This window comes from Micromonospora sp. NPDC051296 (genome assembly GCF_040682255.1).
Classification (GTDB): Bacteria; Actinomycetota; Actinomycetes; order Mycobacteriales; family Micromonosporaceae; genus Micromonospora; species Micromonospora craterilacus.
In genome coordinates, this window is the sequence record NZ_JBFBAO010000303.1 from 1 (window position 1) to 8,881 (window position 8,881).

At 72.9% G+C, this 8,881-nt stretch carries 7 protein-coding genes and 1 pseudogene; 2 read left to right on the forward strand and 6 right to left on the reverse strand.

Going from position 1 to position 8,881, the window contains the following annotated elements; translation table 11 throughout:
- From AB0M52_RS25720 to guaB, 4 genes and pseudogenes are all read right to left on the reverse strand, one after another.
- Positions 1-442 (reverse strand): annotated as a pseudogene (locus AB0M52_RS25720) (M1 family peptidase); the annotation flags it as partial.
- 175 nt (positions 443-617) lie between these two features.
- Positions 618-1,988: a M1 family metallopeptidase gene (locus tag AB0M52_RS25725; RefSeq protein ID WP_363958588.1), complete on the reverse strand. Its 1,371-nt coding sequence runs from the start codon at positions 1,986-1,988 to the stop codon at positions 618-620.
- Between the two features lie 120 nt (positions 1,989-2,108).
- Positions 2,109-3,227 (reverse strand): GuaB3 family IMP dehydrogenase-related protein, encoded by a 1,119-nt coding sequence (locus AB0M52_RS25730; protein ID WP_363958573.1) that lies wholly within the window; start codon positions 3,225-3,227, stop codon positions 2,109-2,111.
- 37 nt (positions 3,228-3,264) lie between these two features.
- Complete coding sequence (gene guaB / locus AB0M52_RS25735) at positions 3,265-4,827, reverse strand: IMP dehydrogenase (protein WP_363958576.1); 1,563 nt, start codon at positions 4,825-4,827, stop codon at positions 3,265-3,267.
- A 264-nt stretch (positions 4,828-5,091) separates the two neighbouring features.
- Between guaB and AB0M52_RS25740 the strand changes: the two genes are divergently transcribed.
- Positions 5,092-5,502 (forward strand): DUF5319 domain-containing protein, encoded by a 411-nt coding sequence (locus tag AB0M52_RS25740; RefSeq protein WP_111217995.1) that lies wholly within the window; start codon positions 5,092-5,094, stop codon positions 5,500-5,502.
- An 88-nt stretch (positions 5,503-5,590) separates the two neighbouring features.
- On the opposite strand, the gene AB0M52_RS25745 is transcribed toward AB0M52_RS25740, so the two are convergent.
- Positions 5,591-6,394: a helix-turn-helix transcriptional regulator gene (locus AB0M52_RS25745; RefSeq protein WP_363958579.1), complete on the reverse strand. Its 804-nt coding sequence runs from the start codon at positions 6,392-6,394 to the stop codon at positions 5,591-5,593.
- Positions 6,395-6,646: 252 nt separating this feature from the next.
- Between AB0M52_RS25745 and AB0M52_RS25750 the strand changes: the two genes are divergently transcribed.
- On the forward strand, positions 6,647-7,030 hold the full coding sequence (locus AB0M52_RS25750) for a WhiB family transcriptional regulator (RefSeq protein WP_363958582.1): 384 nt from the start codon (positions 6,647-6,649) through the stop codon (positions 7,028-7,030).
- Positions 7,031-7,064: 34 nt separating this feature from the next.
- On the opposite strand, the gene AB0M52_RS25755 is transcribed toward AB0M52_RS25750, so the two are convergent.
- The gene (locus tag AB0M52_RS25755) at positions 7,065-8,681 is read right to left on the reverse strand and encodes a molybdopterin-dependent oxidoreductase (RefSeq protein ID WP_363958585.1); all 1,617 of its coding nucleotides are present in this window, start codon (positions 8,679-8,681) and stop codon (positions 7,065-7,067) included.
- Positions 8,682-8,881 lie beyond the last annotated feature (200 nt).

Below are 8,881 nucleotides of genomic sequence, written 5' to 3' on the forward strand. Positions count from 1 at the left end.
CCCGGCCCGTCACCAGGCCACCGGTCGGTGCGATGACCAGCTCGTTCTTGTCCTGCTTATGTTCCGCCGGAGCACCGTCTACGGTCACCGCGCTCACCGTCAGGTGGGCCAGGTCGAGGTTGAACGACGACAGGTCGGCCGTCGCCTTGGCCTGCACCGTCGTGACACCGCTCAGGTGGTCCTTAGCCGGGTCGTAGCGAACCTTCACGGTGTAGCTGGCGACGTCGTAGCCGCCGTTGCCGTAACCGGGGAAGTAGGGGTCGCCGGCACCCGCGGCGCCCGGCTTGAAGTCCGGTGCCGGCGACGCCGACTCGCTCGGCGCCGCCGACGGCGACGGTGCCGCCGTCTCCTCCGGCGCGGCCGACTCGCAGCCGGTCAGCCCCAGCGCCCCCACCAGCAGCAGAGCCACGCCCCGCCGCAGGTGCACCCGCCCACCTGTCATCGTCTGTCCTCTCCCCGTGGGTTGGTGACCGACGGACGGTCGGCCATCGCGACCAGCCTCGAATCGATCGCAGGCGGCAGCCTACCGATGGATGATCATTGCGAGAACGTCATTACGGCGGTGGCGGCGGAATGTGTCCCGGCCGAGGGTGGCCAGGCGGAGGAGGCGGCCGAGGTCAGGGCAGGGCGGGCGGGGCGGTGCCGGTCAGCCAGGTGTCGAAGAACGGGCCCAGCGAGCGCCCGGAGATCCGCTCGGCCAGGGCGACGAAATCGTCGGTGGTCGCGGTGGCGTCCCGTCGCTCGGTGGTCCACGCCCGCAGGATCTGGAAGAAGGCGTCGTCGCCCACGGTACGGCGCAGCGCGTGCACGGTCAGCGCCCCGCGCTTGTAGACGGCCGAACTGAACATCTGGCCGGGGCCGGGATCGAGGGTGGGTCGGGACCAGTCAGTGGCCGCGTACTGGGTCTCGAAACTGCGCTGGGCGCTGCGTCCGCCGTCGTGCTCCTCCCACAGCCACTCGGCGTAGCTGGCGAAGCCCTCGTTGAGCCAGATGTCGCCCCAGCGGGCCAGCGCCACGCTGTTGCCGAACCACTGGTGGGCCAGCTCGTGGGCGACCACCCCGAAGTTCGGCTCACCGGTACGGAAGAAGCCCGGCCCGTAGACCGGCCGGGACTGCGTCTCCAGCGCGTACCCGATCCGGTTGTCGGCGACCACCACGCCGCCGTACGCCTCGAACGGGTACGGCCCGAACCGGCCGGCCAGGAAGTCGGCGATCTCGCCGGTACGGGCCAGCGACGCGGCCTCCGCCCCGGTGGCGGGCAGCCCGGCCGGTACGGCGGTGACCAGCGGCTTCCCGGCGTGGCTGCCGGTCTCCACCCGGTAGTCCCCGATCACCAGCGTGGTCAGGTAGCTGGCCATCGGCGACCGCTCGGCCCAGCGCCAGGTGGTCCAGCCGTCGGCGCTGGTCCGCTCCCCCGGCACCCCGTTGCTCAGCGCGGCGAGGCCGTCGGGGACGGTCACCTCGATGTCGTAGGTGGCCTTGTCGGAGGGGTGGTCGTTGACCGGGAACCAGGTCGCCGCCGAGTGGGGCTGGCCGAGCGCGATCGCACCGTCGTCGGTGTGCTGGAATCCGCCGCTGCCGAGCACGCCGTCGGCGACCGCTGCGGGCACACCGGCGTACGCCACCTCGACGGTGAACCGGCTGCCCGAGCCGAGCCCCTGCCGCGGGGTGACGACCAGTTCGCCGTCGGCGTGCCGGTGTTTCGCCGGGGCACCGTCCACGGTGACCGAGCTGACGTCCAGGCCGGCCAGGTCGAGGTTGAACCGGGACAGCGGTTGGGTCGCGGTCGCGGTGACCTCGGCCTTGCCGGTGAGCCGGTCGTCCGCCGGGTCGTAACGCACCGCCAGCCGGTAGTGGCCGACGTCGTACCCACCGTTGCCGCTGCCCGGCACGTACGGATCGTCGAGATCCACACTGCCCGCCCGAAAACCTCCGGCATCCGGCGCATCCCGGTCCCCAGTGCAGTTGACCAGCGCAACCGCAGCCACCACCGCCACCGCGACCGCCCGACCCCGCCGCCCAAAACCCCCATCCACCCGGCCGAGACTACCGCCGCCCGCGCCGCCGATCATGGAGTTGTGCTGGGTGGCTAAGCGGTGGGCCGGGGGTCAGCGGTCGAGGACGAGGCCGACCTTCTGGAATTCCTTAAGGTCCCGGTAGCCGCACTTGGCCATGGCGCGGCGGAGGCCGCCGAACAGGTTCAGCTGGCCGTCGGGCTCGTCGGCGGGGCCGAAGAGGAGACGCTCCATCGAGCCGATGGGCTCGCCGGCGGTCTCGAACGCGCCTCGGGGCAGCGACGGGTGGCTGGCCGCCGAGTGCCACCAGGCCCCGCCGGCCGGCGCCTCCTCGCACAGCGAGAGCGGCTCGCCGAGCATCACCGCGTCCGCGCCGCAGCCGAGCGCCTTGGCGATGTCACCGGAGGTCCGGATGTCGCCGTCGGCGATCAGGTGCACGTACCGGCCGCCGGTCTCGTCCAGGTAGTCCCGCCGGGCCGCGGCGGCGTCGGCGATCGCGGTGGCCATCGGCACCCGGATGCCGAGCACGGACTCGGTGGTGGACCACTCGTCGCCACCGATGCCGACGATCACGCCGGCCGCGCCGGTCCGCATGAGGTGCAGCGCCGTCTTGTAGTCGGTGCAGCCGCCGACGATGACCGGCAGATCCAGGTCGGCGATGAACTCCTTGAGGTTGAGCGGCTCGTCGGTGGTCGAGACGTGCTCGGCCGAGACGATGGTGCCCTGGATGACCAGGATGTCGACGCCGGCGTCGAGGATCACCGGGGCCAGCGCCAGGGTGTGCTGCGGGGAGACCCGCACCGCCACCGTGCCACCGCCGTCACGCAGCTCGCGGACCCGCTCGGTGATCAGATCCGGCCGGATCGGCTCGGCGTACACCTCCTGGAGCCGCTTGGTGGCGGGGGCCTCCTCGTCCAGGCCGGCCAGCTCCTCCAGCACCTTGGTCGGGTTCTCGTAGCGGGTCCAGAGCCCCTCGACGTTGAGCACGCCGAGGCCACCGAGCTGCCCGAGCCGAACCGCCGAGGCCGGGCTCATCGTCGCGTCGGAGGGATGCCCGACGCAGGGGATGCCGAACTGGTACGCGTCGAGCTGCCAGCCGGTGGAGACGTCGTCGACGTCCCGGGTACGGCGGCTCGGCACGATCGCGATGTCGTCCAGGTGGTAGCCGCGCTGCGCGGTCTTGCCCAGCCCGATCTCGACCACGTCACGCATGGGGGACTCCAGGTGTGTTCGGGGGTGGTGGGGGGTGTCAGCGGGTGTGGTAGTTGGGTGCCTCGACGGTCATCTGGATGTCGTGCGGGTGGCTCTCCTTGAGCCCGGCCGCAGTGATCCGGATCAGCTGGCCACGCTGGTGCAGCTCGGAGATGCTCTCCGCACCGGCGTACCCCATCGCCAGCCGCAGGCCGCCGACCAACTGGTGGGCGACCCGGGACAGCGGCCCGCGGTACGGAACCTGGCCCTCGACGCCCTCCGGCACCAGCTTCTCGTCGCTGGTCACATCCTGCTGGAAGTAACGGTCCTTGGAGTACGACTTGGCCTGCCCGCGGGACTGCATCGCACCGAGCGAACCCATCCCGCGGTACGCCTTGAACTGCTTGCCGTTGACGAAGATCAGCTCGCCCGGGCTCTCCTCGCAACCGGCCAGCAGACTGCCGAGCATCACCGTGTCGGCACCGGCGACCAGCGCCTTGGCGATGTCGCCGGAGTACTGGATGCCGCCGTCACCGATCACCGGCACACCGGCCGGGCGAGCCGCCCGCGCGGCCTCCATGATCGCCGTGATCTGCGGCACGCCGACGCCGGCCACGATCCGGGTGGTGCAGATGGCGCCCGGCCCCACACCGACCTTCACCCCGTCGGCACCGGCGTCGACCAGCGCCTTCGCGCCGGCGTAGGTGGCCACGTTGCCGCCGACGATGTCGATGGCCACGTCCTTCTTGAGCCGGCCGACCATGTCCAACACGGCCCGCTGGTGTCCGTGGGCGGTGTCCACGATGAGCACGTCGACACCCGCGTCGACCAGCGTCCGGGCCCGCTTGTACGAGTCCTCGCCGACGCCGATCGCCGCCGCCACCCGCAGCCGACCCGCGTCGTCCTTGGTGGCGTTCGGGTACTGCTCGCTCTTGGTGAAGTCCTTGACCGTGATCAAGCCGCGCAGCTTGCCGGCGCCGTCGACGATCGGCAGCTTCTCGACCTTGTGCTGGCGCAGCAGGCCCAGCGCGTCGTCCTTGCTCACCCCGACCGGTGCGGTGACCAGCGGGGCCCGGGTCATGATCTCGTGGACCTTCGTGTCCGGGTCGGAGACGAAGCGCATGTCCCGGTTGGTGACGATGCCGACGAGCTGCCCCTGGGCGTCCACCACCGGCACGCCGGAGATGCGGTAGCGCCCGCAGAGCTGGTCGACCTCACGCAGCGTGTCGTCCGGGCTGGCGGTCACCGGGTTGGTGATCATGCCGGACTCGGAGCGCTTCACCAGGTCGACCTGGAGCGCCTGGTCCTCCGCGGAGAGGTTGCGGTGCAGTACGCCGATGCCGCCCTGCCGGGCCATCGCGATCGCCATCCGCGCCTCGGTCACCGTGTCCATCGCGCTGGACAGCAGCGGAATGGAGAGGGTGACGTTACGGGTCAGCCGGGTGACGGTGTTGACCCGGCTGGGCACCACGTCCGACTCGCCCGGCTGAAGCAGCACGTCGTCAAAGGTCAGCCCCAGCGGCACCACCCTCGCCGAGCCGGCGGGCAGCTCGGGCAGATGGCCGCCCAGCTCGCCACCCTCGGCGCCGGCGGAAAGGTTGGTACGGGGCGAATTCTCCACGATTGCTCTCCTGAGCTGTTCGAACGGGCTTCAGTGAGGTGGCGCGGGCGGGCACCGGCAACGCCGGGCGAGGGTGCGTCAGCCCCATCGTACCCAGTGGCCGGGGTGACACCGGCGTCCGGCGCGTGCGGGCGGCGGCGGTCACACCCGAGCGCTCCCGACGCCCATCGCCCGGCACGGCGGCGGGCTCCCGGCGCTCCCGGCGACGTCGGGTTGCGCGACGGGGGGCGGGCATCGGCGGGGGCTTGGGTCTACGGTGAGGGGGTGCAAGACGAGCCCATCGACCCGTTCACCGGCGACCCGACCGATCCGGCGGCCGACCTGGACGACCCGGGCCGCGAGGCCCCGCTCGATCCGCTGACCGAGGTCGAGCGCCAGGACGTGCTGGAGGACCTCGCCGACCTGGAGATCTACCAGGCGCTGCTCGCGCCGATCGGCGTACGCGGGCTCGTCATCGAGTGCGAGGACTGCCGCGAGCCGCACTACTTCGACTGGGACCTGCTGCGGGGCAACCTGCGCCACCTGCTCACCTCCGGGCGTCCCCGGGTGCACGAGCCGGCCTACGACCCCGATCCCGACCACTACGTCACCTGGGACTACGCCCGAGGCTACGCCGACGGCGTGCACGACACCCTCAGCGAGGGCACCGAGGACGAGGCCGACGCCAGCAACTGACCCATTCCGTCCGGCCGCCGGGCCGGCGTCCCATCCGACCGGCCAGGGGCTCAGGCAACCAGCCCGTGGGCCCGTCCAGCCGTCGGGCTCAGGCGACGAGCCCGGCACGGAAGCCGGCGGCCACCGCGTGCGCGCGGTCGCGGGCGCCAAGTTTGCGGAACAGCCGCCGGGCGTGGGTCTTCACGGTGTCCTCGGAGACGAACAACTCGCGGCCGATCTCGGCGTTGCTCTTGCCTTCGGCCATGCCGAGCAACACCTGCAACTCCCGCTCGGTGAGGCCGATCGCGGACCGTTCGGGCCGGGCCGGCGCGGCCTTGCCCGGCTCGGGCTCGGCATCCGGCTCGGCCGGGTCGTCGCCGCGCTGCGCCGGCACCATCGCCGGGCCGCCCGAGGCGTCGACGCCGTTGGCCGACCAGGGCGGTGCGGGCTCGCCGGCGGGTCGGCCGCCCTGCGCCGGCCGTACCGGACTGCCGACCGCCGCAGCGTCCCGGGCCGGATCCGCGATCCGGTGCCGACTGGCCCGGCCGGGCGCGGACAGCAGCAGCAACGCCTTGGCGACCGCGCTGGTCAGGTCGTGATCCACGCCCTGGATCAGCCCTCGTGCCCCGGCGCTTATGGTCGCCGCCGCCGCCTCGGACTCCTCCGCGCCGAGCAGCAGGACGGCGGCCTGCGGCGCGCGGGCCAGCACCCGGCGGACGAAGCCGGCGCTGTCGGGCCGGGTGAGCGCCGTGTCGGCGAGTACCACGTCAGCGGGACGCTCGGCCAACCGCAGCATCACCTCGGGATCGGAGACGGCCGTCCGGACGGCACCGGACAGTCCCAGCCGCGCCGCCGCGGAGGTCAGGTGCTGCGCCGCGAGCGGCGTCCGAACGCACACGAGAACCGTACGCACAGTGATCTCCTCTCCGCACACGAGCAGACCATGACCGGGTGGGCTCGGGAGGAGGTTCCGGGCAATCCTCCCAACTTTTCCGACAGATAGGGCATATGCCGCAAGTCGCCAGGGGTTCTGGATCAAAGACGTGTGAGTTGAGCACGGTCCGGGTACCGAGGGGCCAGGCCGGGAACGGTGCGCCTGCGCGGCCCGCCGCCCGGACAGCCGGCCACAAGCATCTCGCGGTGCCGCGCGAGAGGAGGGGTGCTGATGTCGAACGTACGCAGACTGCCCGGACCCATCATCGACCTCTGGGAGTGGCAGCGGCTCGGCGCCTGCCGAGGCCGGGACAGCGCCCAGTTCTTCCACCCCGACGGCGAACGCGGCTCCTCGCGGCTGCGCCGGGAATCCGCCGCCAAGTCCGTCTGCCGCGCCTGCCCGGTCCGCGCCGAGTGCGCCGCACACGCCCTGGCCGTGCGGGAGCCGTACGGGGTGTGGGGTGGCTTCACGGAATCGGAACGGCTGCGACTGCTCGCGGTCGGCTGGGAGGATCTCGCCGACCGCCGGAAGACCCGGGTCGACGTCACCCGGCTGGAGGGCCGGCTGGGCAGTTCCCACAAGTCGACGATCCCCACCCAACGCAACGTCGCCTGACGACGCCCGCCGTGGGGCGGGCGGTGGGATCGGGTCAGCTGACGGTGAGGGTGACGGTGTGCCAGCCGGTCGCGCCGTCCGGGGCCACGTCCTGCCGCTGGCCGGTCTGGGTCTCGCCGGTACTGTCCGTCGCCCGCACCTGGAGGGTGTGCTCGCCGGGGCTGGCCTGCCACCGCCACGACCACTGCACCCAGGTGTCCACCGAGATGGTCGAGGCCAGCTCGGCCTCCTGCCAGGGGCCGCCGTCGACACGTACCTCGACCCGGCGGATGCCTCGATGCTGCGCCCAGGCGACGCCGGCCACGGTGACCGGGCCGGCGGCCGGTCGGTTGCGCGGCCGGGGCGTGTCGATCCGCGACTGCGTCTTCACCGGCCCCTGGGCGGACCAGCCTCGGGGCACCCAGTACGCGTCGAAGTCGGCGAAGCTGGTCAGCTCCAGCTCGGTGATCCACTTGCACGCCGACACGTAGCCGTACAGGCCGGGCACCACCATCCGGGCGGGAAAGCCGTGCGCGACCGGTAGCGGCTCACCGTTCATCCCGACGGCGAGCAGGGCGTCCCGACCGTCGCGCAACACGGCGGTCGGGGTGCCGCAGGTCCAGCCGTCGACCGAGCGCCCGACCACCTGGTCGGCGCCGTCCACTGGCGCCGCCTCGTCGAGCAGCTCCCGGATCGGTACGCCCAGCCACCGCGCGTTGCCGATCAGGTCACCGCCGACCTCGTTGGAGACACAGGCCAGCGTGACGTACCGCTCGACCATCGGCCGGGCGAGCAGGTCGGCGTAGCTCAGCGTGATCGGGTTGCGGACCCGGCCGTGGATGCGCAGCCGCCAGGACTCCGGGTCCACCTGCGGCACCACCAGCGCCGTGTCGATCCGGTAGAAACCCCGGTTCGAGGTGACATAGCTGGCGAGGCCCGGCAGCGCCAGGTCGGCCCCGGCCGGCACCGGCCGCGCGGCGGAGACCGGCGCGGGCAGGATGATCGCCTCGCGGGCGGCCGACACCCCACGCCGGCCGGCCAACCATCGCCCGGCGACACCGCCGACGGCGGCCACCCCGAGCACCGTGCCCACGCCGGTGAGGAACCGCCGCCGCGACCCCGGATCGGCCGGCCCGGACTCACTCCGGCCGGACGCACTCGCGCCAGAACCGGCATGCCGGCCCGGGCCACCGGCGGTCGCCGGGATCGGGGTGGGTGGGGACCAGGGCCACGGGTCGAGTTCCAGCGGGCCGGCGACGAACGCCCACAACGTCACCCCGCCGACCACCGCCCCGATCAGCGACGGCAGGGCGTCGGCGACATCCGCGCCGGCCCGGGTCAGCGCCGCCGCCGTGCCGAGCCCGGCGAAGGCCGCGATGCCGGCCAGGCCCACCGCCAACCGACGGGCGGCCAACCTCCCGAGCAGGGCGGCGAAGCCGCCGAGCAGCAGCGCCGTCCCGACCAGCAGGGCGATTTTGTCGTACGTGCCGAACAGCGCGATGCCGAGCCGCTTGACCGGTTCGGGGGCGGTGTCCACGACCAGCCCGCCGACCGCGACCAGCGGCGACGAACGGGGGCCGGTCAGCGCCGCAACCAGTTCGGCGGTGCCGATGGCCGCCGCGGCGGCGGTGACGCCGGCGAGGGCGGCAAACCGGGGTGTCGTGCTGCTCACCGACCCAGTGTTTCCGACCGGGGCGCCCGCCCGGTAGCCACGTCAGCGTTCCGTAATCCTTCCCGACCCGGGCTGACTCCGGACCAGCCCGGGACCGGACCGGCTCCGGACACACGTGGGGCGCACCGTCGTTGACGGTGCGCCCCCCCGCCCGCGTACGGGGGGGTCAGATAGGAAGGGCGGCGGGGAGGGGCAAAGGG